This window comes from Leifsonia tongyongensis, from assembly GCF_010686705.1.
In the GTDB taxonomy this organism is placed as follows: Bacteria; Actinomycetota; Actinomycetes; order Actinomycetales; family Microbacteriaceae; genus Diaminobutyricibacter; species Diaminobutyricibacter tongyongensis.
Genome location: NZ_JAAGWY010000004.1, coordinates 1 through 22898 on the forward strand (window position 1 = coordinate 1; position 22898 = coordinate 22898).

Below are 22898 nucleotides of genomic sequence, written 5' to 3' on the forward strand. Positions count from 1 at the left end.
ACGGTCAGCTGCTTGGACACGATCTTCAACACGGCGACACGAGCACGAGACATAAACCCGACTGTGACGGATGTCCCGACTCATCAGGGACCTATCAACTGTGACCTATCTCCTGAACCCAGACACCTCCAGGGGCACTTTGTGCGAGTCAGGTCAACTCCTGGCCGGACGAGCGTCCTGTAACCCGGAGCACCGCCGACGCGGCGTCGAGCTCGTGCCACGGTCCTGTGACGCCGATTTCGGCGATGCCCGAGGTGGGCAGGGTCACATCCTCGTCAGCGAGAAGCGACGCCAGCTGTTCTATGCCGGGATTGTGGCCGACCAGCAGGATGGTGTGGACATCGTCTGGCACGTCACGCACGATGTCGAGGAGTTGCTGTGCGGATGCGGCATACATGCGGTCGTCGAATCGCGTGGGAGGCGCAGAGGCGAACTGGGCGGACGCGAGGTGCCAGGTCTCGCGGGCGCGACGGGCGGGCGACACGATAGCCACGTCGATCCGGCCCGCACGGCTTGCGAGCCATAGTCCCGCAAGTGGCGCCTGAGCCAAGCCGCGCTCGGCCAGCGGCCGGTCAAAGTCCGGGCCGGACTCCGACCAGTCCGACTTGGCGTGGCGCAGCAAGATCAGCGTGCGCTCGATCTTCATCACGCCTCTATTCTGAGCGCATTCATTCGAAGTCGGTGATGCGATGCTGCGCCTGCTCGGCGACGGCTCCGCAATTCTGTATACCCTTTCGTGGGTTGTATACCGTCTGAGTGCTCTTTTGTGAGATCGGAATGCAAGTATTCTGTCAAGAAGCCGAGAATAACGAACTGATCGCTACGTCATCCCGTTGGCCTGATTCCGCGCATCCATAACGTTCTTTTGTTTCATAAATGCGCTCTTATCAGGGAATCAATGACAAATCAATGTACCATTTTGTTGAGCCGACGCCCTCGGGCGAGCCGGATCGGCTCGGACCGGAACGGTTGGCTGTCAGTATTCCTGATAGTCCGGTCGTTCAAGCTGGTTTGACAGTCGGATTCGTTTTGTATACCGTATCCGTAATTCCCGATTGAATGGACTGACTCGACGATGAGCACATTTCGGCTTGTAGGTGTAATTCACCTTCCACCGCTCCCTTGCGCGGTCAACTACCGCGGTGACTCCGTGGGTGCGATGGCCGATGCCGCTGCCGAGGATGCGCGGATCCTTGCCGCTGCGGGCTTCACGGACGTGATGATCCAGGACGCGAGCGACGAGCCGCAGCCGGTCACAGTCGATTCGCCCGCTGTCGCCGCTCTGAGTGCAATCGGCGCTGTCGTCCGCCGGGCGACCGACGTTTCCCTCGGAGTCGTCATCGGCCACAATGACGGCGCAGCCTCTGTGGCTGTCGCCCACGCCATCGAGGCGCAGTTCGTCCGCGTCAAGGTGCTGACTGGCGTCTCGACCGGACCCACCGGGTGGATCGAGGGCTGCTCGATGCAGGTGGGCATGATGAAGCGGCTTCTCGGTTCGAGTGTCGAGGTCTGGGCAGACGCCCATGAAGCCACCAGCCGGGCGATCACGGGTGACGTGCGCTGGGCTGCCGCCGAGGCGACGTCGTTCGGCGGCGCAGACAAGGTGATCGTCACCCGCGACAGCGGTGTCGCCGACGCCATCGACGACATCGCGTCTATCAGGAGCGCGCTCGGCCGTGATATCGACATCCTGATCGGCGGACGCGTGAACGCGCTGACCCTCGAAGCCGCGATGCGCGGATCCGACGGAGCGATCCTCGGCAGTGCCCTCAAAGATGGCGACAGCTACGACGCGCGGATCGATCCCGTCGCAGCACGCCTTTTCGGTGACGGACTCCGCAATTTCGCGACCGTCGGCGATCCGCGCCTTTTCGCGTAAGACCCACCTCCCAACCCGCCGGGCACGCGCTCGGTGTCGTGAGCCCTGCCCTGAAACCAGCTGAAGAACAACAAGGAAGATCCAGAATGAGCGTCAGCACCCTCCTCGACAGCCCCCTTCTCGCCGTGGACAGCCCTCTCGACGATCGACAGAAGGAGGTCGTCGAACGCGTCTCGAAGGCTGAGCGCGCGGGCATCCTGGCTCTGCCGACCGATGATGCGCTCGACCCGAAGCGCCGTGCGCGGGTCGAAGCGACGCGTGGTGAGATGTTCGGCCAGCCGCACGCGATCCGGGCCACCTGGCAGCGCAACGAGGAAGAGCTCACCAGGATCGCCGACCGCATCGCCGGAGCGACCTTCGACCGGGTCTTCCTGGTGGGCGCAGGCGACTCGCTCGCCGTCATGATCGCTACCCGGCGAGCACTCGAACTGATGCTCGGTGTACCGTGCGAGCCCGTTCAGAGTCTCGAGTTCGCGTACTACCAGCAGCACCTGGTGACAGAGCGGTCCCTCGTCATCGCGCTGTCCAGTTCCGGCGAGACCACCCGCACCGTGGAGGCGGTGCTCGTCGCCCAGCACGCCAAGGCACTCACCATCGCACTGACCAACACCGTCGGTTCGTCGCTCGACCAGGAGAGCGAGAACACGCTGCTGATCCAGGCAACCCGCGTCGGATGGCCGACTCAGTCGTCGACCGCGGCGATGGCGCTCCTCCTCCGTCTCGCGACGGACGTCGGCGTGATCCGCGATGTCGCGGGCGCGACGGAACTTTCGCGCGAAGTGTCCACCCTGCCAGCGCTGCTCGAGCAGGTGCTCGCCGACAACGATGCCCCAATCGCCGAGATCGCTCGTACCGAAGCACACCGGACGATGTTCCTGTTCTCGGCGGGCGGCCCGAACTGGGCTGCCGCGATCGTCGGTGCTGCGAAGGTCAAGGAGACGACTCCCGACCACGCTGTCGAGATCCAGGTCGAGGAGTTCCACCACTACAACTCCCAGAAGCCGGGCGAACCGATGTTCATCTTCGCTCCCAGCGGCCCTTCGGTGCCGCGCGCTGTCGACACCGGTCGTGATTCGCGCCGGTTCGGCGGACAGCTCTACGTCTTCACAACCGTCGGCGAGACCGCGTTCGACGAGCACGCCAACCGTGTGCTCGAGCTGCCCGTCGTCAGTGAGACCCTGAGCCCGATCCTGTACGTCGTGCCGGCCCAGATGGTCGGCTACCACCTCGGAATGGCCAAATTCCACGCTGCGGAGGCTGCCCTCGATGCCTGAGCAGGTCATGACGGGCGTCTCGCTCGTCTGCGTCGGAAACCTCACGATCGATGAGGCCGTCCACGGTGGAACTCGAAGCGAGCCGGCGATCGGCGGCGATGCGGCATACGCGGCGCTGGCCGCTCGTCTCGTCATCGACGATGTCCGGATGCTGGCACCGGTGGGCAACGACTTTCCGGCGCCTATCCTCGACTCGCTCCGTGCCCGCGGTGTGCACGCGGACGAGCTGCCCGCCCGCGACATCGCCACCGTCCGCAACATCGTCACCTACCACGCTGACGGCTCCCGTACGTGGAAGATGCTGACCAGCGAGGAGGAATTCGACGCCCTGTCGGTCTACCCATCCGACGTTCCCGCCGGTCTTCTTTCGTGCGACGGCATGATGCTGTCGGCGATGAGCCTGGACTCCCAGCTCGCCCTCACCCCGTGGCTTCGCGCCAACACCACTGCGACGCTCTACCTCGACCTCCAGGAGGACTACCTGGAGGGCAACAGGGAGGCGCTGTTCGGGATCATCGCCGCGTGCGACGTCTTCCTGCCCAGCGAGATCGAGGCGGTCACCCTTGCGGGCACAACCGACCTGGCGGCTGCCGCGCGACTGTTCCAGGCGCTCGGCCCCAGCATCGTGGTGATCAAGCGGGCCGAGAACGGCAGCATCGTCCTCGACGGCGAGACGCTCACCGAGGTCCCCGCCGAGACCGTCGTCCCGGTCGACAGCACGGGAGCCGGCGACGCGTATTGCGGCGCCTTCGCCGCGACCCACCTGCTGACGGATGACGCCGTCGAGGCGGCACGCGCAGCTTCCCGGGCGGCCAGGGTCGCCATCGGGGCGTTCGGAATCACCGGCCTGCTGGATGCTGCGGCTCGCGAACCGCAGGTCTCGGAGAGCCGCGCATGACCCGCCGCGCGATGCGCATCGCCATCGTCAACCCCAACACGACACAGTCGATGACCCAGGCGGCGGCGGCCTCGGCCGGCTCGGCTGCGCGGAGCGACACCGTGCTCATCGAGGTCACCGCGTCGACCGGCGTGGCCAGCGTCGAAAGTCATGTCGATGAGGCGTGGGGGGCGTTGAGCGTCGTGACGGAGATCGAACGGTGCGAGGCCTCGGCCGAGCGCCCGGACGCCTACGTCGTCGCGTGTTTCGGCGACACCGGTGTCTCCGCGGCGCGCGAGGCAGCTGCCGGCCCCGTCGTGGGGATGACCGAGGCCGCACTGATGACCGCCTCGCTCGTCGCGCACCGGTTCGCCGTGATCACGATGCCGAAGCGCACGCTGAGGCAGTCCGAGCAGGTTGTGCGTAACCTCGGGCTCGAGCACCGGTGCACGGTGCTTGCCGTCGACGAAACCGTGGCCGAGCTCGCGGAGGGTTCCCTCCACCTCCTCGACCTCTTCACCGCCGAGGGCCGGCTCGCACTCGACGCATACGACGCGGAGGCGATCGTGCTCGGATGCGCGGGCCTCGCCGACCTCGTCGGCCCGCTTCAGGCGGCGCTCGGCGTTCCCGTGATCGAGGGTGTCGCCGCGGCCGTGACGATCGCAGAAGGCCTGGTCGCGCAGTCGCTCACGACCTCCCGTGCGCTCACCTGGGCGCGCTCGAGCAGCCCGTCCGAGGCGGTCAGCGCGTGAACGGCACCGAGAACACGACCCTCTTCGCCGACGTCTTCGTCTACGACGCCGAGAGCGCAGCGGGCATGATCGGACCGGTCGATGTGCTGGTTCGCGGAAACCGAATCGCGTCCATCGGAGCCGAGGCGCGCGCAGGCGCGGGAGCACCGACTCGCGTCATCGAAGGCCACGGCCGGCACCTGCTCGTCCCGGGTCTGATCAACGCGCATTTCCATTCGCCGGCGAATCACCTCAAGGGGTCACTGCCGAGCCTGCCGCTGGAACTCTTCATGCTCTTCGAGTCGCCCGCCGACGCAGCGCTCACACCGTCTCCGCGCGAGGCGTACCTGCGAACCATGCTGGCCGCCCTCGAGATGCTGCGCACCGGCACGACGACCGTGCAGGACGACGCGTTCATCATGCCCCACCCCACCCCCGAGATCATCGACGCCGTGATGCAGGCGTATGCCGACTGCGGCATCCGGGCGAGCGTCGCCCTCGACCAGCCGGAACTGGCCGACGTCGAGAAGCTTCCGTTTCTCGACGAGCTCGCTGCAGCCGGCGGCGAAGACCTGGCTCCGCTTCGCGCCCCGGCGCCCCTCGACCGTGAGGGCTTGCTCGAGATGTACGACTACCTCCTCGCCACCTGGCACCAGGCGGAGGGCGGCCGGCTGACGGCAGCCGTCTCGATCTCGGCTCCCCAGCGTGCGAGCGTCGAATACTTCGAAGCGCTGGATGCGCTCAGTCGCGCGCACCGCATCCCCCTCTTCGCGCACATGCTGGAAACGAAGGTGCAGCGCGCGCTCAGCCGCGAAGGCGAGCGTTTCGGCGGCAGATCCCTCGTGCAGTACACGTCCGACCTCGGCCTGCTCAGCGACAGGCTGAACGTCATCCACGCCGTGTGGGTGGACGACCACGACCTGGAGCTCATCGCGCAGGCCGGCTCGGTGATCGCACACAACCCGGTCAGCAACCTTCGGCTGGGCAGCGGGGTGGCCCCATTCCGTCGGATGAAAGATTTCGGCATCACGGTGGCACTGGGGATCGACGAGGCGATCTGCGACGACTCGGCCAATCTCTGGGGCGTCGTCAAGACGGCGGGGCTGATCCACAACGTCTCGGGTCTCGACAGCGACGACTGGCCGACGGCGGCCGAAGTGCTCGACAGCCTGTGGCACGGTGGAGCATCCGCATTGCTGCAGGATCACCAGCTCGGCGCCATCCGCGAGGGATATCTCGCTGACCTTGCCCTCCTCGACCTGCACACTCTGCCCTTCACACCGCTCAACGATGTGCGAGGCCAGCTCGTCTACTGCGAATCGGGCTCGAGCATCCGCCTGACCATGGTCGACGGCCGGGTCGTCTTCGAGCATGGCCGCATCACCATGGTGGACGAGACCGCGCTGCTCGATGAAGCGCGCGAGCTCTTCGCGCGCAAGCAGCCCGTGATCGCGGCCGCCCGGGTCGCGGCCGGGGGAGTCCGGCCGCTCTATCAGTCGATCGTGCGCCGGGCCGCGAACGCTGACCTCGGAATGAACAGATGGATCGGAATCGCATGACCACGCACGAGCGCAGCGCCGCGCACCTTGGCCCCATCGGGGCACACGAACGCTACGACTACCTGCCGATCCACGACCGCATCCATGCGCCTTGGCCAGGCGGAAAGAAGCTTGCCGTCTATGTTGCGATCGGCCTCGAAGAGTACGACTTCGGCGCAGGTCACACGGAGAACCTTCTCGCCGGGGTGCCCGCACCCGACCTGGTGAACGCCAGCTGGCGCGACTACGGGAACCGTGTCGGCGCCTTCCGCCTTCTCAAGCGGCTCGAGAGCTTCGGCATGCCGCCGACCATCCTGCTGAACACCGCAGTGTACGACTCCGCGCCGGAACTCATCGATGAGGCGCGGCGTCTGGGAGCCGAGTTCGTCGGTCACGGCATCACCAACTCGGATTCACTGGCCGGACTCACCTCGGATGAAGAGCGCCGCTACCTCGCTGCCGTATCGGACCGCATCCTCAGCGAAGACGGAACCGCTCCTCTCGGGTGGTCGAGCCCGTGGCTCACCCACACCGCCAATACGCTCGACCTGCTTGCCGAGACGGGTTACCGCTACGTGCTCGACCTGCGGCTGGACGACCAGCCGGTCTGGCTGAACACGACCGGGAGCCCGCTCCTCGCGATGCCGTACGGCCTCGAACTGAACGACAGCACCTCGATGGTCGGCCGGCACGTCAGCTCGGCCGGCTTCGCGGACATGATCATCGACGAGTTCGATGAGCTCCTGCTCGCAGCCCAGGAGCAGCCGCTGGTGATGAGCATCGTCGTGCACTCCTTCATCTCTGGGGCGCCCTTCCGGCTCAAGCAGCTGAGCCGCGCACTCCAGCACATCGCTCAACGCAGCGAGGATGTCTGGTTCACCCAGCCTCGCCATATCTATGACGTCGTGCGTTCGTTCGCCGACATCCAGCCCGACACCGTCGTCGACCAGCAGGAGGTATTCACCCATGGACTCACCCGTTAAGTCCGCCAGCAGGGCGGGCAGCCGGCCCGACGAAGCGGCTGCAATCGAGAACCTCTCGGTCAGCCTCGAGCGGGATGGCGTGCGCTCCGACGTCCTGCGCGGCGTCAGCCTCACCGTCAAGAAGGGCGAGATCGTCGGTCTCGTCGGCGAATCCGGTTCGGGCAAGAGCGTTCTCGCACTCGCCATGATGGGGCTGCTCCCGGCAGCCTCCCGGCCGGTCATGACGGGAACCATTCGTGTTGCCGGCACCGATGTCGTCAACGGGTCGGCGGACGAGCTCCGGAAGATGCGTCGCGACGACCTGGGCGTCATCTTCCAGGACCCGATGACGTCCCTGAACCCGACGATGCGTGTAGGCAGGCAGATCACCGAGGCCACGCGCGACGAAGACGAGACCCTCCGGCTCATGTCGGCCGTCGGGATCGCGGATGCGGCCCTGCGCATCCGCGTGTTCCCGCATGAGCTCTCCGGGGGACTCCGCCAACGGATCATGGCTGCGATCGCCGTCGCCGGCAGCCCGTCGCTCATCATCGCCGACGAACCCACGACTGCACTCGATGTCACCGTCCAGGCCCAGGTGCTCGACCTGCTGCGAGAGCTCCGCGACGAATTCGGGTGCAGTGTCGTCCTCATCACCCACGACCTGGCCGTCGCCGGAACGATCGCCGACCGCATCGCAGTTCTCTACGCGGGGCGGATCGCAGAAGTCGGGACGGCACCCGACGTGCTTCACCGGCCGACCCACCCCTACACGATCGGCCTGCTGGGCTCTCGACTTTCGCTCGAGACGCCTCGCAACCTTCCCCTGCGCACGCTTCGGCCGGAAACGGCCTCCGCGGATGAGCGGATGCGCGGCTGCGCGTACCACTCGCGCTGCCCGTTCGCCGTCACGTCATGCGCAGTCGAGCAGCCGCCGATCGCGCTGAGCACGGAATCCGGTGCGGAGCGGGAGCGCGCCTGCTGGCGGTCGCTCGACGAGATCCGCGCGGCGACGAACGACGCCGCGGCCGGACTCGAGGTCGCTGCGGGTGAGCTTCTGGAACGCGGCGGCATCGTTGCGGATGCTCGACCCTCGACCGCTACCCCCGGCGCAGGTCGACCCGCCGTTCAGCTGATCGACGTGCACACCACCTTCGTTCTCAAATCGGGCGGCCGCAAGCGCCGCGAGGTCCACGCATTGCGTGGCGTCGATCTGACCGTCATGCCCGGCGAAGCGGTGTCGATCGTCGGTGAGAGCGGATCAGGAAAGTCGACCCTCCTCCGGGCGATCGCCGGTCTCAACCCGGTGACCTCGGGGCGCGTCGTGCTCGCCGAGGGCGGCGCGCAGATGGTCTTCCAGGATGCGGGCTCGTCGCTGACGCCGTGGCTGACCGTCGGCGAACTGCTGAATGAACGCCTCCTGCCCCTCCACCTCACCAAGGCCGAACGGGACAAGCGCATCGAGCGGGCACTGACGTCGATCGGCTTGCCGACCGCCGTCGCACGGGTTCGACCTTCGGAGCTCTCCGGCGGCCAGCGCCAGCGCGTCGCCCTGGCACGGTCCACCATGATCCCCCCGGCCGTACTGCTGTGCGACGAGCCGACCAGCGCGCTCGACGCGTCGCTCGCCGCCAGCGTGCTCAACCTCATCCGCGAAATGCGCTCGGAACTCGAGATGACCGTGCTCTTCGTCACCCACGACCTCTCGGTCGCACGCCTGATGGGCGACCGGATCGTCGTGATGACCCAGGGCGAGATCGTCGAAGTCGGCGACGCCGAAGTCGTCACGCGGCGTCCCGAGCATCCGTACACCAGAAACCTGCTCGCATCCGTTCCCGAGATCGGAGTCCTCGCATGAGTGCGTCCACCGAAATCGCCCCGCGCCGTCTGGGACTGAAGGCGCCGTCCTTCGCATTCCGCGCGGGAAGCCGCCTGAATCTGGTCATCGTGGGTCTGCTCATCCTCGTCACGCTTGTCGCGGTGTTCGCGCAGGTGCTCGCACCCTACGATCCGATCCAGCCGCTGGGGGGCCTGAACCTCGCGCCGGGCAGCCCGGGTCACATCCTGGGCACCGACTCGATCGGCCGCGACATGCTGAGCCGCACACTCTGGGGTATCCAGACGAGTTGGTTCGCCTCCCTCATCATCGTGGCCTCCGGCCTCGTCATCGGGGGAGCGGTCGGCGTCTTCGCCGGTGTCTTCGGTGGTTGGGTGGACAACCTGCTGATGCGCTTCACGGACCTGTTCCTGGCTCTGCCGGGAACCCTCGTGGCGATCGCGATCGTCGCAGCCCTCGGCTACAGCCTCGAGAACACGCTGATCGGGATCGCGATCGTGTGGTGGCCGTACTACGCACGCATCATCCGCGGCGAGACGAAGGCGATCGCATCTCGGCCGCACGTCGAGGCAGCCCGACTCGCCGGGACGTCACGCTCACGGCTCATCTTCCGCCACATCGTCCCTGGCGTCGTTCCGACGGCCATCGTGACCGCGAGCCTCGACATCGGCAATGTGGTCCTGCTGCTTGCGGGGCTCTCCTTCCTCGGCCTGGGCCAGGCGGCGCCGGCACCCGAGCTGGGCGCCGACACGGCACGTACCCTGCAGCAACTCCTGACGCAGTGGTGGGTTCCGGTGATCCCGGGCGTTGCCGTGCTGCTCCTCAGCCTTGTGGTGAACGTCGGCGGCGACGCCATCCGCAACCTCATGAACTCGAAGCGCTGAGGAGAACCCTGATGACTCGATTCATTCTTCGCCGGCTCGGCTCGGCGATCATCCTGATCCTGGTGCTCACCGCGATCATCTTCCTGCTGCAGGCTGTCTCGCCCGGCGACCCCGTCAAGGCGTACCTCGGCAACAACGCCTCACCGTCGGCGGTCGCCGCCGAGCGTCAGAAGCTCGGACTCAACGACCCGATCATCCTGCAATACCTGCACTTCCTCGGGAACCTGGTCCAGGGCAACCTCGGCATCTCGTACCGCACGCACCGGCCCGTGATGAGCGACCTGCAGACCTACCTTCCCGCGACCGTCGAGCTGGTCCTCGTCGCGTTCGTGTTCGCACTCGTGCTCGGCATCCTGTTCGCCGTCTCCGGAGCGCTCCGCTGGAAGGGAAGCGCATACTTCCGCGGGCCGCTCCTCGTGCTCGCCGTGGCACCGCCCTTCCTGCTGGCACTGGGCGGGATCGTCGTCTTCTACTCGCAGCTGGGATGGCTTCCGGCGTCGGGTCGCGGAGGAAACGCGGGCGGACCGACAGGGCTCCTGCTGGTGGACAACCTCCTCAGCGGAAACCTCGCCGAATTCGGGGCCGCGTTCCAGCACCTGCTCATGCCCGCGCTCGTGCTGGCCATCGCGCCGGCGATCGCCATCGGCCGTATTCTCCGCTCAAGTCTGGAGACCACACTCATGGCCGAGTACGTTCGCACGGCAGAGTCCAAAGGACTCCGGTCGATCACTGTCTTCGGCAAGCACGTCCTCCGCAACTCGGTCGGCCCCGGCCTGTCGATGGCCGGCCTGCAACTCGGCTTCATGTTCGCCGGTGTCGTCGTCGTCGAACAGATCTTCAGCTGGCCGGGAATCGGCAACTACCTCGCCAGCAGCATCCCGGTATCCGACTTTCTCGCGATCGCCGGAGTCACCCTCGTGCTCGGAAGCATCTACGTCGTCGCCAACGCGATCGTCGATGTACTCCAGGCCATGGCCGATCCGCGACTCAACGCGTAACCGGCTCGATCCCCGCACAACCCCCGCCAATGCAAAGGAGCAGCTCGTGCACCACCCGTTAGTCAAGAAGTCTGTCGGCGCCCTCGTCGCCGCGCTGGCTGTGACGACCATGATCACGCTCACCGCGTGCTCGGCCGGCACCGCCCAGCAGAAGGCCAATCCCGCGCCGAACGACGGTACGCTCACCGTCGGTCTGCTCAACGACATCGGCCAGCCGCCGGACCCCGATGTCTACTACGCGAACAACGGTCTCGCGATCGTACTCAACGCGTACGAAGGGCTCGTCCAGTACAAGAACGACGCCGAGAGTGGGATCCTCGCTCCTCGGCTCGCGGAATCCTGGACGGTGTCGAAGGACAACACCGTCTACACGTTCAAGCTGCGGCCCGGCGTGAAATTCCACGATGGAACGCCGTTCACGTCTGAGGCGGTCAAGGTCTCGTTCGCTCGTCGCCTGTCGATCAACGGTGGTGCTGCCTACATGGTCCAGGGGATCAAGTCGGTGGCGACACCTGATCCGCTGACAGCCGTCGTCACACTCAAAGCGCCGAACGCGGCATTCCTCGACTACCTTGCTTCGCCGTTCAGCCCGAAGATGGAGTCGCCGACCGGTCTCGCGAAGAACGCCGGCAGCGACAACGCGCAGACCTACCTGCAGACCCACGACCTGGGCACCGGACCCTACGAGCTGACTGCGGCGCAGGTCGGAACGAAGTACACGATGACGCAGTTCCCGGGCTACTGGGGAACGAAGTCGCCGTTCACGACGATCCAGCTTCCCGTGTTCAACGACGTCTCGTCCTTGCAGCTCGCGATCAACCACGGTGATGTCTCCGTGAGCGTCGCGAACCTGCCGTCTTCGAGCCTGTCGACCTACGCGAACTCGAAGGCCTTCAACAGCTACATGCTGCCGACCTTCCAGGCCGCACTCGTGTTCACGAACCCGAGCAAGCCCTTCTTCGCAACGGTCGCCGCGCGCCAGGCGTTCCTCCAGTCGATCGACAAGCAGAAGCTCGTGACCGAGGTCCTTGGCGCCCGCTCGACACCGGCGACCACCCTGTACGCCAAGGGTGTCCTCCCGGTGGACCTGAACAAGCAGAGCATGACATACAAGCCGTCGGTGATGGCGGACTACGCCAAGACGCTCCCGAAGGGGACATCGCTGGTCATCGGCTACGCATCGGACAGCACGAACGCGCAGCAGATGGCGAACATCGTCTCGGCGCAGCTGCTGGCGGCCGGCATCCACGCCACCGCACAGAGCTACCCGACGTCGCAGATCTTCGCGTGGGCGAGCAACCCGAGCAAGGGACCGGATGCGTTCATCGACGGCAACAACGGCCCCGATGGTGGCAACCCGTACATGTGGGGCCACGTGTTCTGGGACAAGACCGGTGGGATCAACTACTTCGGTTGTGACGATCCTTCCACCGACGCCGACCTGAACCAGGCCGTGCAGACCGGAAGCAACGACCTGTTCGCGAAGGCTGCGAAGACCTACGAATCGACCGGTTGCTACATGACGCTCTCGGACAACCGCGACTGGGTCGTGTCCCAGAAGTGGCTGCAGGGCGTGCCGCAGGCGCACAACATCGGCGCGAATGAGCTTGACTACAGCAAGCTCTCCATCAAAAAGTAGGACAGTGAAAATCCTCGGGTGGGGCGAAGCGGGTGAATTTCGCCCCACCCGAGTGCACGACACGACAATGACGCGTTTCTCGAGAGAGAAGCGGAACCAGGGGCACGAACGTGACTGACAATATGAACGCCAGAGTCGACCCGACCAAGAAGGATTCACTGTCGCGGCAGACCTACCTCGAGTTGCGCCGGGGGATCATCCTCGGCCAGTACCCTCAAGGCTCGCGACTGGCCGAGCAACGGTTGGCCGAAGAGCTCGACATCTCCCGGGTACCGCTACGCGAGGCGGTCCCTCAGCTGGAGATGGACGGATTCGTGCAGACGTTTCCGCGCCGAGGAACCGTCGTCACATCGTGGGACACCAAACGCGTGAACGACCTGTTCGACCTGCGCCTGTGTCTCGAAGTCGGCGCCGCACGGTATGCCGCGCGCGAAGTGGCCGGCGGAACGCGCATCCGTCCGCTTCAGGATGCGTTGCGCCACTCTCAGAACGTGGTGCACGAAGGCGACCCGTACGAGATCGCGCAGGCCAGCGTCCAGTATCACGAAACCGTGGTCGAGCTGACCGACAACGCCCTCATGAAATCGCTCATGAGGTCGGTCTCAGGGCAGATGCTCTGGCTCTTCTACCTGACGTCGCAGCTCGACGCCGCGGACGCGTTCGACGACCACGTCAACCTGTGCGACGCAATCGCTTCGGGAAACGAGCGGGTCGCCGAGGCGGTGGCCTACGCGCACATCGAGCGCGACCGCATCCCCTCCTTGTCTGCACTCACGGCGCCGTACGGCTTGAACGCGTCGCTCATGTCCGACCGATGACCGGTTCGTGGCGTCAGTCACGGCCCGCGCTGATCGTCGCACTGATCAGTTGCGTGCTCGCCTTCCAGCTCGGCGTGACCATGGTGACCCCCGTTCTCGACCGCATCGGAAACGAACTCGGGATCCCGGCATCTGCGGTCGGTGCGTCGCAGACACTGTTCTTTCTCGCCGGCGGCGTGTCCTGTCTCGTCTGTGTCAGGTTGAGCGACCGTTTCGGCCGGAAGCCGCTGCTGTTCAGCATCATGATCGCATCGACTGTCGGAGCCTTCCTCATCGCGTTCGCGCCCTCGGTGTTGACCCTGATGGTGGGTCGGACGCTGCAGGGATGGGCTAGTGCGGTCTTTCCTCTGGTCTACCTGCTGCTGCGTGAAACCCTCCCTGGAAGGAGATTCGGACCCGCAGTCGGAATGGTGAGTGCGTTCGGTGGTGGCCTTTTCGGTGTGGACGGTCTGATCGGCGGGGCGCTGGGCGATCGCGTCGGCTCTCGTGCCGTGTTCATGGCACTCGCTGCCTTCGGGGCACTCGCGGTCGTCGCGAGCGCGCTAATCGTGCCGATGGTGCGACCGGCGCCGGCCATCGTCGCGCGATCGGGCTGGCGGAGCGCCATCGCAGACCTTCGGCTTCTGCACGGCCGCTCAGCCTGGCCGTTTCTTCTGTCGACGATGTGCGGCATCGCCGGCGCGTTCGCGGTGATGACGTATCTCATCTCCCTGCTCTCGCAGGATGCCATGAGAGGATTCGGTCTCGACTCGACGGGAACGGCCATCGTGTTCCTGGTGCCGGCGGGACTCATCGCACTCATCAGTGCGCCGATCGCCGGACGGCTCGCGCCTCGATTCGGGTGGTCGCGCATCCTCAGACTCGGCCTCGCCGGGTCGGCTGCAGCCCTCGCGATCGTGGCGCTGTTCACCTCGCAACTGTGGATCGTCTTTGCCGCGACGTGTCTGCTGGGGTTGTCGTTCAACGGCACGGTGCTCCCGATGATCAACGGACTGTCGGTTCTGCTGACGCCCGCCGAGAGTCCCGGCCTCCTCCCTGCACTCAACGGCGTGTGCGTCGGAGTGGGGGCTTCTCTCGGAGTCGCGCTTGTCGCGCCTCTCGTCGCCTCGGGATCACCTGGGGGATACGCCGGAGCATTCTGGTTGTGCTGCGGGCTCGTCGTTGTGGCTCTGTGTGCTGCGTTCGCCGTGAGGTTACCTGATCCCCTGAGTGCGGAGGTCGTGCCGGCGATGGCCGTCGAGGCGTAACGGTTTCACGGTCCGCCCGTCATTCGTGTTCCGGCAGGAGCGGCGTCGACCAGCCTGGATCGCGACCGAGTTGCGCAGCACGGGCGACCGATGTTGCGCCGAAGCGGTCGCGAAGTGCGTCAAGCACGGTGTCGAGGCGAGCTCCGTCCTCCCAGTCGATCGGCAGTTCGGGCTGGAAACTGTCGGCTCGTCCCAACTGCGACAGCGATACGCCGATGAGAGTGATGCCGCGTTCCGTGATCTCCGGATGAGCGGCTGCGAGGAGGCCGCGCGCGATGGTGAGCAGAACGGACGTCCGGTCTGTCGGAAAGGGGAGGGTGCGGGACCGAGTCGCTTTGGCAAAGTCGCCGTAGCGCAACCGCAGTACGATCGTGCGGCAGGTGCGGTCGCCGTCGCGGAGCCGGCGAGCGAGCCGGTCAACGATCTGAGTGAGGATGACGTCGAGCTCCTCTGCCGATCGCGGACGGTTTCCGAGCGCACGCTGAGAGCCGATGGACCCGCGTCGCCGCGTCGTGTCGACCGGGCGCGGATCCCGCAGCCGGGCCAGCGCGTGCAGGTGCGCGCCCGTCGCCTTGCCGAGCAGCTTCTCGGCCGTCGCTTCTTCGAGCTCGGCCAGCTGACCGACGGTGCGGATGCCGAGCCGGTGCAGCTTCTCTGCGGTAACGGCGCCGACCCCCCACAGCCGTTCGACCGGGAGGGGGAGCAGGAATTCCTGTTCCCGCTCGGGTTCGACCAGGAGCAGTCCGTTGGGCTTGCTCACCGCGCTGGCGACCTTGGCGAGGAACTTGGTCCGTGCGATCCCGACCGAGATGGCGAGACCGACCTCTGTGCGAACCCGCTCCCGCAATCGCATCGCGATCTGTTCGGGCGTGCCCGCGATGCGCCGCAGCCCCCCGACCTCCAGGAACGCCTCATCGATCGACAGTCCCTCCACGATCGGGGTCGTGTCGCGGAAGATCGCGAACACGTCTTTGCTTGCCTGGGAGTATGCGTCCATGCGCGGCGGGACGACCACGGCCTCCGGGCACAGGTCTCGAGCCTGCCGCCCGCCCATCGCGGTGCGCACCCCCCGCGCCTTCGCCTCGTAGCTTGCCGCGAGCACGACGCCCCCTCCGACGATGACGGGCCGGCCGCGCAGTGCGGGCGCGTCGCGTTGCTCGACTGAGGCGTAGAACGCGTCGAGATCCGCGTGCAGAACAGTCGCCTCGCCCCGCATCCGCCCTCCGATCGATCGCGCGTCGAGAGAATGGTCGCACGGACCGCGGACACCGGTCACGACAACCCAACACGATTGACCGGTCGGTCAATCAATTCTAGAATCAGGGCTGACCCCCAGATCGGGAGCCAACTGACGAAGGGATGTTGGTGTCGATGAAGAAATGGACTCGCTGGCAGGACTGGGTGGCCGTCGCTACCGGTCTGTATGTGGCCTTGTCGACGATCTGGACGCCCCAGATGGGGTCCTCAGCGCCGATCATGATCGTCCTGGGCGTGTTGCTGATTGCAGCGGGCGTGTGGAGCCTGGCGATGCCGGGGCTCGTCGCGATGGAGTGGATCCATGTCGCTCTCGGCGTCCTGCTCATCATCTCGCCGTGGGTGGGCAACTACGTCACGAGCGCCGGAGCGGCGTGGACCTCGTGGATCGCGGGAGCCATCGCGGTGATCGTCGGCCTCCTGGCCGTGCAACCGGCGACGAAAATGCATCACGCGCAGGCGACTCACTAGAACTATCCGATCGCGAGGGGCCGGTCACCGGCCCCTCGCCCAACCTGTGGGGCGGCAGCACACGGTGCACAACACGGGAGAAGCGCGCACGCGGATACTCGATGCGGCCGAAAGCCTCTTCGCCGCACGCGGCTTCGACGCCACGGCGACGTCGGCCATCGCCCAGGCGGCGGCAGTCCCGAAGGGCCTGCTGTTCTACTACTTCCCCTCGAAGAAGGACATCCTCGCCTCGCTGGTCGGCGAAAGACTGGAGGGCGGCACGATCGATCCTGTCCCGCTGATCGAACCGGGCAACCCTGTCAGATCCTTGCTCAATCTGAGCCAGAAGCTCTTCCGGGTACAGGCGGACTCCGCGGTGATCCGTGTGATCGTCTGGCGCGAACAGCACTCGCATCCGGAGGTCAAGGCGAACCTGGCCGCACACCGGCGTGCCCTCTACGCCACGATCGAGAAGGTTCTGGCCGGCAGCCTGCGCAAGCCGATCGAGAGCAGGCGGCTTCGAGCTGCCGCGCTCGCGTGGGGCGCCATCGTCACGACTCCTCCGCTCGAGGACGAGTCGATCGAGGGCGGGCCGCGAGGACGACTGGATGACCCGCTCGAAGACCTCACAGCCCTCGCCGAACTCCTCTGCGCGGGTCTGCAGCACGGTTCTGAGTGACAGCGGTCGTTGCCGCTGCCTTCATGAACCGCGACGAGCAACCAGGACCGTTGTCGTGACTTCTTCCACGATTTCGTCGTGGTCAAGACCCTGCAGGAGGGTCCTCAGTTCTTCGGTCTTCTCCAGTTGATGTGGGCTCAGCGCGCTGGCCAGATGCCCGAGCACCCAATCCACTGTTACCGGGTAGGCGGCCCTCCAGGACAGGACCTCCGTGTCGAGTCCCAGTCCCGCTGCCATCGCACGACGTTCGTCGAGCGCCGACTGATCGGTTCGGCAGTTGCCCGACACCGGCCCGTAGAGCGACTCGAGCGCCTCCCGCACCCTTGTCTGCCAGGGCGCGGGGCCGAGCCAGAGGGGCGGCCCCTGGGTGACGATCGCGATCGCGCCATCCGGGCGGAGGATGGACGCTGCCGCGCTCAGTGTCGACCGTTCGTCCATCCAGTGCAGAGCATTTCCTATCGTCACGAGTCCGATCGGACCCGTCAACGGCACCGAGAGCCTTGGCAGATCGTGGTCGTCGCCCAGAACACACAGCACTCGCTCGGCACGGCGGGCGCGCAAGCCGGCGAGCATGTCCGGTTCCGGATCGATCGCGATCACGGCGGCACAGTGTGTCGCGAGAGGGACCGCGATCTGTCCGGTGCCGCAACCGAGATCCACAGCGATGTCGTCGGCGCGGAGACCAATGTGCGCGGCAAGAGCCCGCACCTGTTCCATGGGGAGGTCGCGACGGTACTCGGCGTAATACTGGGCGGTGGTTCCCGCGAACTCGCTCTTCACGAATCCAGTATTGGCCTGTCAGCCAGGTGAGCGGCCGGGCATCACGAAGGATCCCCCTGCGAGCTGCTGCCGACAGCATCCTGGATCGTCCGGATGATCGACCCGAGCGTTCCCGACGCGAGAAGCCCCGGACCGAGGGGTCCGGCGGGGTCTTCACCGACAGGCGGCAACTGCTGAAGCGCTGCCCTCGCTGGTCCGTTGAGGTGCTCGAGTTGCCACGCGACCTCGTCCGAGACAGCTGTGGGACGGTCGGGACCGGCCAGCCCGGCGGCCTTCGCTGCGTACGCAGCTGCGCCGAGAGCGTGCGCGCCCATGTGAGCGACACCGGCGGCTTGCGCCGCAGCCCGGGCGGCCGCCACTGCCGCGGGCGAGCTCACGGCGTGCGCGGCCCGACCGGCGACGAAGCGCCGGCGGATCTCGCCGGCAGCATCGAGCTCGCCCCGAGCAAACGCGCGAGCGCGAGCGATGGCGTCACGCGGTCGATCGTCTGTCGGCGCCTCTGCTTCGAACAGGCCCAGGACCCTCTCGGCGCAGTCCGCCGCCCACGCCGCCACGGCTCGGCGATCGGCTTCGCTCAGCGACTGGGAGGACGGCACGCCAGCATCCTCCCACGCCGTCGCGTGCGCCCCGACGCCGGCCTACTCGCCTCTGTCGAGTACCTCGCGGAGCCGGCGTGCGAAAGCCTCGGGCTGTCCCGGATAGACGGAGTCTGCGGCGGCGAATCCGCCATGGTGGCTCGGGAACACGACCGCCTCCTGTCCGAGCAGCCCGGCGAGTGCGGCGGAGGTGCGTCCGGTGAAGACCCCCTCGGACTCTTCGCCGACCCCGACGACGATCCGCGTCGGCGCGGCCTTGAGGGCATCGACGTCTGGACGATAACCCGTGATCGCGACCGAGCGTTCCGAAAGCAGGGGGTCGTCGCGCGAGCCGTTGTCGGTGGCGGGCATCCCGAACATCGCGGGATCCGGTGCGGGCTGCGCGAAGTAGTCGTCGGTGAACTCTCCCCGCCACGACGTCATCATGATGAATGCGGCCATGCCCGACCCGAAACCGCGGGACGCGTATGCCTCGTGGACCGCCGCCAAACCGCGCTCGGCCGCTTCCGCATCGGGGAGGACGGCCGGCAGCGGCGGTTCATGGGCGACGAGGGTTCGCAGGTCGTCCGGGTGCGCGGCCACCAGGGCGAGCGCCGTCACTGCTCCGCCGCTGCTCGCGAACATATCGACCGGCCCGACGCCCAGCTTGGTGATGAGTGCGTGCAGATCCTCGGCCTGCTGGGTCGGCGTATTGGTGACCTGACCGTCGCTGCGGGTGCTGCGCCCCAGACCGCGCGGGTCGTACGTGACCACCATGCGGTCGGGCAGGTACGACGCCAGGGCCCGGAAGCCGCTCGCATCCATCGGCTGGCCGATCATGACGAGCGGGGGATGCGCATCCTCTCCCTGCTGTGCGTCCGTGATGTCGTAGACGATCTCGGCGCCGGTCGTTTCGATGCTGTAGGTTTCCATGTCTGACTCGTCTCCGTCGGCGATCGGTTCCCGCAATGGATGCTACGCGCATCCTCCATGCCACCGCTCTGGCGATGGGCGAGGATGTTGGAATGACTGAACGCCGCTACGACAGCTACAACGATCCGATCATCGCGGAGTTCCGGGCGAACGACGGAACGGTGACCACACGCGGGTTCGGCCGCAGTCTGGTCCTCCTGCATCACATCGGTGCGAAGACCGGCATCGAACGCGTCTCACCGGTCATGCAGATCGCGACGGAGGACGGAGGCTGGCTGATCGCGGCATCCAAAGCGGGAGCGGATGATCACCCGGCCTGGTACCACAACCTGCTTGCGCACCCGGATATCGCCGTCGAACTGCCCGGCGAGGGGGAGGTGCTGGTCCACGTCGAGGAGCTCAAGGGAGCCGAGCGCGACGCGGCCTGGGCGAAGTTCACCGCCCGCAGCCCGGGGTTCAGGAGCTACGAAGCACGCACGACGCGAACGATCCCTGTATTGAAGCTGACCCGCCGGTAGGACCGACAGATCGGCCGCCCGCTACTTCCACCGGAAGTGCACGAACACCCGTCCGAAGTTCTTCGAATCCTTCTCGACCCGGTGGTACTGCGATTTGATCTCCGGCTGGTCCAGAAATCGCAGGACTCGCTTCTTGAGCGCGCCCGACCCTTTGCCCGGAATGATCTCGACCAGTGGCGCTTTCTTGTCCACCGCCTCAGCGATGATGCCCCGAAGCGCGCGGTCGATGTCACCGCCCCGGTTGTAGATGTCGTGAAGGTCGAGCGTCAGCTTCATGCGCTCATCCTGCCTCATGAAGCGTTCTGAACCTCCCCGATTGAACTCTTTGCGCGGTACCCTCGTGTCCCAGATGGAGGTCTCCGCCCGTGGAGGCTCGAATCGGAATCGGGTAAGCACATGAATTCAAGCGGCCAGGGCCCACTCAGGGTCATGAAAATCCTCAGCGCGATCGATCTTCTGGCGATCGCCGCGATTCACCTTTTCCTTGTCTTCGACGGTGTCGGGGGCCTGCTGGGCGTGCTGTTCATCCTCAACGTCATCGCGGCCGTCGTCCTCGCGATCGGGATGCTCGTGCTGCGCGGCAGGCTCCTGGGCGTCGCTTCTGTTCTGAGTCTGCTGTTCGTCATCGCAAGCCTCGCCGCGCTGCTGCTCGCGCTGACGGTCGGACTCCCGGGCGGCATCCGCGAGGTGTGGAGCTTCACCCTCGTGCCGGAGACGGTCATCGTCGAGGCGATCGGAATCGTGATTCTCGCAATCACGTCCGCGTTCGCAGTACGCGCGCCGCGAGCGGCTGGGGGCGCATCCACTCAGGTCAACCCGACCTGAGCGAAAGGCCCATCATGCCGGCGCGGTGAAACGCGAACATGATGGGCCCCTCGCCCGATGAGTCAGATCAGCGTGAGCTCACCACCGTGAAGCCGCCGGCCTCGACCGTGATGGCTGCGTGCGATCCCAGCATTTCGGGACCGCCGACGCTCTGGCCGAACCGGTCGAACCGCTGCACGGTCACCGGGCCGGCGGCACTCAGGTGCTGCCGGACGCGCTGGTCCGTGCCATTGACGTAGACGTCGCGGGTCGTGTTCGTGCCCGCGAGGCCGAGGTGCGACACCACGGGCTGCACCATCACGGCGTCCAGGTTTACTGCGCCGCCCACGTGTGCGGTCAGCGTCGTGGTGCCATCCGGTGCTGTGCCCGGCAGTGTCTGCGGCTGCAGGTACACCGTCGTCGGGGCGATGCCCTGAGGCGCATCCGTCGTGTTCGCGCTCGAGCCGAGGTTCGTCGTTCGCGCTCCCGCCGACGCCGTCCACTGCGTCGTACCGGAACCGCTGGTGTTGCCCAGATCGGCTATCGGCAGGATGCGGTGCGCACCCTGCAGCGGCGGCAGGGTGAGGGTGATCGTGTCGCCCGCGCCCGCCTGGACGTACTTGCCGCCCGACCAGTTGGCCGAACCGGTCCACGCCGACGGCGGAGTGACGATCGTCGCCGAGCCTTTCAGCGTTCCACTCTCGGCTTCGACGACGGTCAGGCCGTCTGTCGCGGTGGTGCGGTTGAGCGACGTCGCGATACGGGAGACGTCGGGATGCGCATCCAGAGCCAGCATCGACAGTTCGGTGTGGATGCTCGACTCGGCGCCGCAGTTGTGGTTGATCGTCTTGTCGGAGTTGATTCCGTCGACGCACACTCCGGTCGCCGGGTCATAGACCGGCACGCCCGCCGGGTTCGCTCCGAAGTACCACGCAGCCTGTACGCCCGCCAGCTGGGCGAGGCCGCTCGCGTTGGTGGCGTCAGCGACAGCGATCAGCCCTTCCACCCGCGAGTCGACCCCGTACGCGATCTGCGTCTGGTCGGCGGGGGTCGGTGTCCATCCGTTGACGGGGCCGCCGGTGGCGAGCAGCTGGGCCGTGAACTGCGCCGTGTCGATGGCTGCTGTCTTCTGGTAGTCACTGCGATTCAGGACGGATGCGGCTTTCGAGAGCGCGGCGGGTTCCATCCCGGCCCACGCATGCCAGAATGTGGGCGAATTCTCTTCGGGCAGGATCGCGCCGAACGGCCACTTCCCGATGCCCCCGCTCGTCATCAGGTCGATGCCTTCTGCGTAGCGTGCGAGAGCGGTCGCTGCCGCCTGGTCGCCCGGCGCGGCTTTCACGTATGCGCTCAGGCCGAGGACGGCTTCGGAGGTCGCACCCGCACTGTTGACGATCATCCAGCCGGGGACCTTCACACCGTTCGCGATCTCGGTCGTTCCGTACTTCGCCAGCGACTGGTGGTCGAGCGAACCGAGGGCGAGGTCCATGCGCTGCTGCAGGAACTGCGCGAACGCGGGGTCAGCGGACTTGAAGCCTGCGTAGCCTTCGCCGAGCGCCCAGACGGTGCGCGCAAGCCAGAACGATTCGGCCGAATCGCTCGGGTTGGGCTGCTCGATGGGGATCGCGCTCGGGTTGAGTGTGCCGTCGTGCTGCTGCCAGAGCACGACGTTTCCGGCGTTCGGGCCGGACGAGGTCTGCAGGTAGGTCAGCTCGCGCAGGAGTTCGTACGCGTGCTGCTTGCTGGACGCGGTGTGGTTCTGCGCCCAGTCGCGCAGGTAGACCACGGCCGAGCGCGAGATGTCGTCGGCGTCGAACGAGCCTTGCGAGTAATAGCCTTTCGCGGCATCGGTGATCGAGCCGCCGCCGACGTGGGTGAACGTTCCGTCGGCGTTGCGGTTCGCATACACCCAGGGGGCTGTCGCGGTGGGCTCGGATGCCTGGTTGTAGGTCGTGTGGCCGGGCACGCCCGAGAGCAGCGGCACCGAGTCGAGCAGCCAGTTCAGGTGTGCGAGGTTGGTCAGTTTGGGTGCAGCGGCGGGTTGGCCGGTCGAAGCCCCTGCGGATGCGTTGCGCGCGGTGGACGCATCTGTGGCGGATGCGGGCAGCTGGCCCGCGATCGCGATCGCTGTCGCCGTGGCCGCGACGGCGATGGTCGCCAGTCCGCGCCGGAAGGCCGTTTTGTGAGGTGGTCGCATCGTTGCGTTTCCTTTTCGTCAGAC

23 protein-coding genes are annotated in these 22898 nt (G+C 66.4%); 16 read left to right on the forward strand and 7 right to left on the reverse strand.

Translation table 11 applies throughout. The features are described 5' to 3' along the window. Positions 1–148: 148 nt before the first annotated feature. Positions 149–646, reverse strand: a complete 498-nt coding sequence (locus G3T36_RS15525; protein ID WP_240148608.1) for a SixA phosphatase family protein — start codon at positions 644–646, stop codon at positions 149–151. A gap of 429 nt (positions 647–1075) precedes the next feature. Between G3T36_RS15525 and G3T36_RS15530 the strand changes: the two genes are divergently transcribed. The 12 genes from G3T36_RS15530 (at position 1076) to G3T36_RS15585 (ending at position 14684) form a co-directional block, all read left to right on the forward strand. After that, positions 1076–1879 carry a BtpA/SgcQ family protein gene (locus G3T36_RS15530; RefSeq protein ID WP_163290750.1) on the forward strand — a complete coding sequence of 268 codons (804 nt, stop codon included), beginning with the start codon at positions 1076–1078 and terminating at the stop codon, positions 1877–1879. Positions 1880–1965: 86 nt separating this feature from the next. Next, complete coding sequence (locus tag G3T36_RS15535; protein ID WP_163290751.1) at positions 1966–3153, forward strand: SIS domain-containing protein; 1188 nt, start codon at positions 1966–1968, stop codon at positions 3151–3153. Further along, on the forward strand, positions 3146–4051 hold the full coding sequence (locus G3T36_RS15540; protein ID WP_163290752.1) for a carbohydrate kinase family protein: 906 nt from the start codon (positions 3146–3148) through the stop codon (positions 4049–4051). The genes G3T36_RS15535 and G3T36_RS15540 overlap by 8 nt, the downstream gene beginning before the upstream one ends. After that, the gene (locus tag G3T36_RS15545) at positions 4048–4782 is read left to right on the forward strand and encodes an aspartate/glutamate racemase family protein (protein ID WP_205245075.1); all 735 of its coding nucleotides are present in this window, start codon (positions 4048–4050) and stop codon (positions 4780–4782) included. The genes G3T36_RS15540 and G3T36_RS15545 overlap by 4 nt, the downstream gene beginning before the upstream one ends. Beyond that, positions 4779–6320, forward strand: coding sequence for an amidohydrolase family protein (locus G3T36_RS15550; protein WP_205245076.1), 1542 nt, complete (start codon positions 4779–4781; stop codon positions 6318–6320). Before G3T36_RS15545 ends, G3T36_RS15550 begins: the two co-directional genes overlap by 4 nt. Continuing rightward, complete coding sequence (locus G3T36_RS15555) at positions 6317–7282, forward strand: polysaccharide deacetylase family protein (protein WP_163290753.1); 966 nt, start codon at positions 6317–6319, stop codon at positions 7280–7282. The genes G3T36_RS15550 and G3T36_RS15555 overlap by 4 nt, the downstream gene beginning before the upstream one ends. Beyond that, positions 7266–9119 carry an oligopeptide/dipeptide ABC transporter ATP-binding protein gene (locus tag G3T36_RS15560; protein WP_163290754.1) on the forward strand — a complete coding sequence of 618 codons (1854 nt, stop codon included), beginning with the start codon at positions 7266–7268 and terminating at the stop codon, positions 9117–9119. Before G3T36_RS15555 ends, G3T36_RS15560 begins: the two co-directional genes overlap by 17 nt. Continuing rightward, positions 9116–9982, forward strand: a complete 867-nt coding sequence (locus G3T36_RS15565; RefSeq protein ID WP_163290755.1) for an ABC transporter permease — start codon at positions 9116–9118, stop codon at positions 9980–9982. The genes G3T36_RS15560 and G3T36_RS15565 overlap by 4 nt, the downstream gene beginning before the upstream one ends. Positions 9983–9993: 11 nt before the next feature. Next, positions 9994–10980, forward strand: a complete 987-nt coding sequence (locus tag G3T36_RS15570; protein WP_163290756.1) for an ABC transporter permease — start codon at positions 9994–9996, stop codon at positions 10978–10980. A gap of 46 nt (positions 10981–11026) precedes the next feature. Further along, positions 11027–12619, forward strand: a complete 1593-nt coding sequence (locus tag G3T36_RS15575; protein WP_163290757.1) for an ABC transporter substrate-binding protein — start codon at positions 11027–11029, stop codon at positions 12617–12619. A 122-nt stretch (positions 12620–12741) separates the two neighbouring features. Then, positions 12742–13437 carry a GntR family transcriptional regulator gene (locus tag G3T36_RS15580; protein WP_163290758.1) on the forward strand — a complete coding sequence of 232 codons (696 nt, stop codon included), beginning with the start codon at positions 12742–12744 and terminating at the stop codon, positions 13435–13437. After that, positions 13434–14684 carry an MFS transporter gene (locus G3T36_RS15585; protein WP_163290759.1) on the forward strand — a complete coding sequence of 417 codons (1251 nt, stop codon included), beginning with the start codon at positions 13434–13436 and terminating at the stop codon, positions 14682–14684. The genes G3T36_RS15580 and G3T36_RS15585 overlap by 4 nt, the downstream gene beginning before the upstream one ends. A gap of 19 nt (positions 14685–14703) precedes the next feature. On the opposite strand, the gene dinB is transcribed toward G3T36_RS15585, so the two are convergent. Continuing rightward, on the reverse strand, positions 14704–15900 hold the full coding sequence (gene dinB / locus G3T36_RS15590; protein WP_163291097.1) for a DNA polymerase IV: 1197 nt from the start codon (positions 15898–15900) through the stop codon (positions 14704–14706). A gap of 155 nt (positions 15901–16055) precedes the next feature. Between dinB and G3T36_RS15595 the strand changes: the two genes are divergently transcribed. Further along, positions 16056–16409, forward strand: a complete 354-nt coding sequence (locus G3T36_RS15595) for an SPW repeat protein (protein ID WP_163290760.1) — start codon at positions 16056–16058, stop codon at positions 16407–16409. Positions 16410–16473: 64 nt separating this feature from the next. Continuing rightward, on the forward strand, positions 16474–17067 hold the full coding sequence (locus G3T36_RS15600) for a TetR family transcriptional regulator (protein WP_163290761.1): 594 nt from the start codon (positions 16474–16476) through the stop codon (positions 17065–17067). Positions 17068–17088: 21 nt separating this feature from the next. Here the strand turns inward: G3T36_RS15600 and G3T36_RS15605 are convergent, their stop codons facing one another. From G3T36_RS15605 to G3T36_RS15615, 3 genes are read right to left on the reverse strand one after another with little or no spacing between them, the layout of a single operon-like run. Next, the gene (locus G3T36_RS15605; RefSeq protein WP_163290762.1) at positions 17089–17847 is read right to left on the reverse strand and encodes a methyltransferase domain-containing protein; all 759 of its coding nucleotides are present in this window, start codon (positions 17845–17847) and stop codon (positions 17089–17091) included. A 41-nt stretch (positions 17848–17888) separates the two neighbouring features. Further along, positions 17889–18443, reverse strand: a complete 555-nt coding sequence (locus tag G3T36_RS15610) for a putative immunity protein (RefSeq protein ID WP_163290763.1) — start codon at positions 18441–18443, stop codon at positions 17889–17891. A gap of 42 nt (positions 18444–18485) precedes the next feature. Then, the gene (locus G3T36_RS15615; RefSeq protein WP_163290764.1) at positions 18486–19355 is read right to left on the reverse strand and encodes an alpha/beta fold hydrolase; all 870 of its coding nucleotides are present in this window, start codon (positions 19353–19355) and stop codon (positions 18486–18488) included. 92 nt (positions 19356–19447) lie between these two features. On the opposite strand from G3T36_RS15615, the gene G3T36_RS15620 reads away from it, so the two are divergent. Continuing rightward, positions 19448–19873: a nitroreductase/quinone reductase family protein gene (locus G3T36_RS15620; RefSeq protein WP_163290765.1), complete on the forward strand. Its 426-nt coding sequence runs from the start codon at positions 19448–19450 to the stop codon at positions 19871–19873. Between the two features lie 21 nt (positions 19874–19894). On the opposite strand, the gene G3T36_RS15625 is transcribed toward G3T36_RS15620, so the two are convergent. Then, a complete protein-coding gene (locus tag G3T36_RS15625) occupies positions 19895–20149 on the reverse strand; it encodes a Smr/MutS family protein (protein WP_163290766.1) in 255 nt (84 codons plus the stop codon). Positions 20150–20302: 153 nt separating this feature from the next. Here G3T36_RS15625 and G3T36_RS15630 point away from each other — a divergent pair, with 153 nt between their 5' ends. Then, positions 20303–20698, forward strand: coding sequence for a hypothetical protein (locus tag G3T36_RS15630; protein ID WP_193571293.1), 396 nt, complete (start codon positions 20303–20305; stop codon positions 20696–20698). 67 nt (positions 20699–20765) lie between these two features. Here G3T36_RS15630 and G3T36_RS15635 read toward each other — a convergent pair whose 3' ends face one another. Next, a complete protein-coding gene (locus tag G3T36_RS15635; protein ID WP_163290767.1) occupies positions 20766–22874 on the reverse strand; it encodes a hypothetical protein in 2109 nt (702 codons plus the stop codon). Positions 22875–22898: the final 24 nt, after the last annotated feature.

Coding starts and splice junctions, on each gene's coding strand:
- G3T36_RS15525 (WP_240148608.1), bottom strand. CDS start 646: ATGAAGATCGAGCGCACGCTGATCTTGCTGCGCCACGCCAAGTCGGAC.
- G3T36_RS15530 (WP_163290750.1), top strand. CDS start 1,076: ATGAGCACATTTCGGCTTGTAGGTGTAATTCACCTTCCACCGCTCCCT.
- G3T36_RS15535 (WP_163290751.1), top strand. CDS start 1,966: ATGAGCGTCAGCACCCTCCTCGACAGCCCCCTTCTCGCCGTGGACAGC.
- G3T36_RS15540 (WP_163290752.1), top strand. CDS start 3,146: ATGCCTGAGCAGGTCATGACGGGCGTCTCGCTCGTCTGCGTCGGAAAC.
- G3T36_RS15545 (WP_205245075.1), top strand. CDS start 4,048: ATGACCCGCCGCGCGATGCGCATCGCCATCGTCAACCCCAACACGACA.
- G3T36_RS15555 (WP_163290753.1), top strand. CDS start 6,317: ATGACCACGCACGAGCGCAGCGCCGCGCACCTTGGCCCCATCGGGGCA.
- G3T36_RS15560 (WP_163290754.1), top strand. CDS start 7,266: ATGGACTCACCCGTTAAGTCCGCCAGCAGGGCGGGCAGCCGGCCCGAC.
- G3T36_RS15565 (WP_163290755.1), top strand. CDS start 9,116: ATGAGTGCGTCCACCGAAATCGCCCCGCGCCGTCTGGGACTGAAGGCG.
- G3T36_RS15570 (WP_163290756.1), top strand. CDS start 9,994: ATGACTCGATTCATTCTTCGCCGGCTCGGCTCGGCGATCATCCTGATC.
- G3T36_RS15580 (WP_163290758.1), top strand. CDS start 12,742: ATGAACGCCAGAGTCGACCCGACCAAGAAGGATTCACTGTCGCGGCAG.
- G3T36_RS15585 (WP_163290759.1), top strand. CDS start 13,434: ATGACCGGTTCGTGGCGTCAGTCACGGCCCGCGCTGATCGTCGCACTG.
- dinB (WP_163291097.1), bottom strand. CDS start 15,900: ATGCGGGGCGAGGCGACTGTTCTGCACGCGGATCTCGACGCGTTCTAC.
- G3T36_RS15595 (WP_163290760.1), top strand. CDS start 16,056: ATGAAGAAATGGACTCGCTGGCAGGACTGGGTGGCCGTCGCTACCGGT.
- G3T36_RS15615 (WP_163290764.1), bottom strand. CDS start 19,355: ATGGAAACCTACAGCATCGAAACGACCGGCGCCGAGATCGTCTACGAC.
- G3T36_RS15620 (WP_163290765.1), top strand. CDS start 19,448: ATGACTGAACGCCGCTACGACAGCTACAACGATCCGATCATCGCGGAG.
- G3T36_RS15625 (WP_163290766.1), bottom strand. CDS start 20,149: ATGAAGCTGACGCTCGACCTTCACGACATCTACAACCGGGGCGGTGAC.
- G3T36_RS15630 (WP_193571293.1), top strand. CDS start 20,303: ATGAAAATCCTCAGCGCGATCGATCTTCTGGCGATCGCCGCGATTCAC.
- G3T36_RS15635 (WP_163290767.1), bottom strand. CDS start 22,874: ATGCGACCACCTCACAAAACGGCCTTCCGGCGCGGACTGGCGACCATC.